Genomic DNA, 512 nt, shown 5'->3' with positions numbered 1-512 from the left:
GTATTGGATCTGCGCGAGGTCGGCGGCCAGCGCCGCGTCGCCAGTTTGCAAGATTTGCGCAGCCGCAGGAGAAGGTGCCGCCATGATCACGCCATCGAACGAAGCAGTTGCTTCGTCGGTCGTCACTTGCCAGATGTTGTTCGGCAAACGCTCGATCGATCGGACGGGCGTGTTCAAACGAATCGCTTCGCTCGGCAAGCGGGCGGCGATTGCATCAACGATCGCCGACATCCCGCCGCGGGGGGCGACGAACATCGAATATCGGGCGCCGCCGTCTGATTTCTCTTCGTTGGCCAACCGCTTTCGCATGCCGCGAATCAGCCCGCCATGCTTGCGCTCCATTTCCACGAACTGCTTCATCGTGGCGGCGACGCTCAGTTTCTGGGGATCGGCCGTATAGATGCCGCCGATCAAGGGCTGTACCAGCCGGTCGTATGTTTCTTGGCCGAGGCGCCGCACGACAAAATTTTGCAAGCACTCGTCGCTCGTTTCCTGACGAGCCGGCACGAAGT

1 protein-coding gene is annotated in these 512 nt (G+C 60.9%); it reads right to left on the bottom strand.

Features of this window, described 5'->3' with window-relative positions:
• Nucleotides 1–507, bottom strand: a 507-nt coding sequence (locus C5Y96_RS25980; protein ID WP_261341408.1) for a protoporphyrinogen/coproporphyrinogen oxidase, incomplete at its 3' end; no start/stop codon positions are given.
• Nucleotides 508–512: the final 5 nt, after the last annotated feature.

Origin of the sequence: Blastopirellula marina (assembly GCF_002967715.1) — a bacterium.
Lineage (GTDB): Bacteria > Planctomycetota > Planctomycetia > Pirellulales > Pirellulaceae > Bremerella > Bremerella marina_B.
Note: the sequence above shows the minus strand (reverse complement) of the source record. Positions and strands in the feature narration are given on the sequence as shown.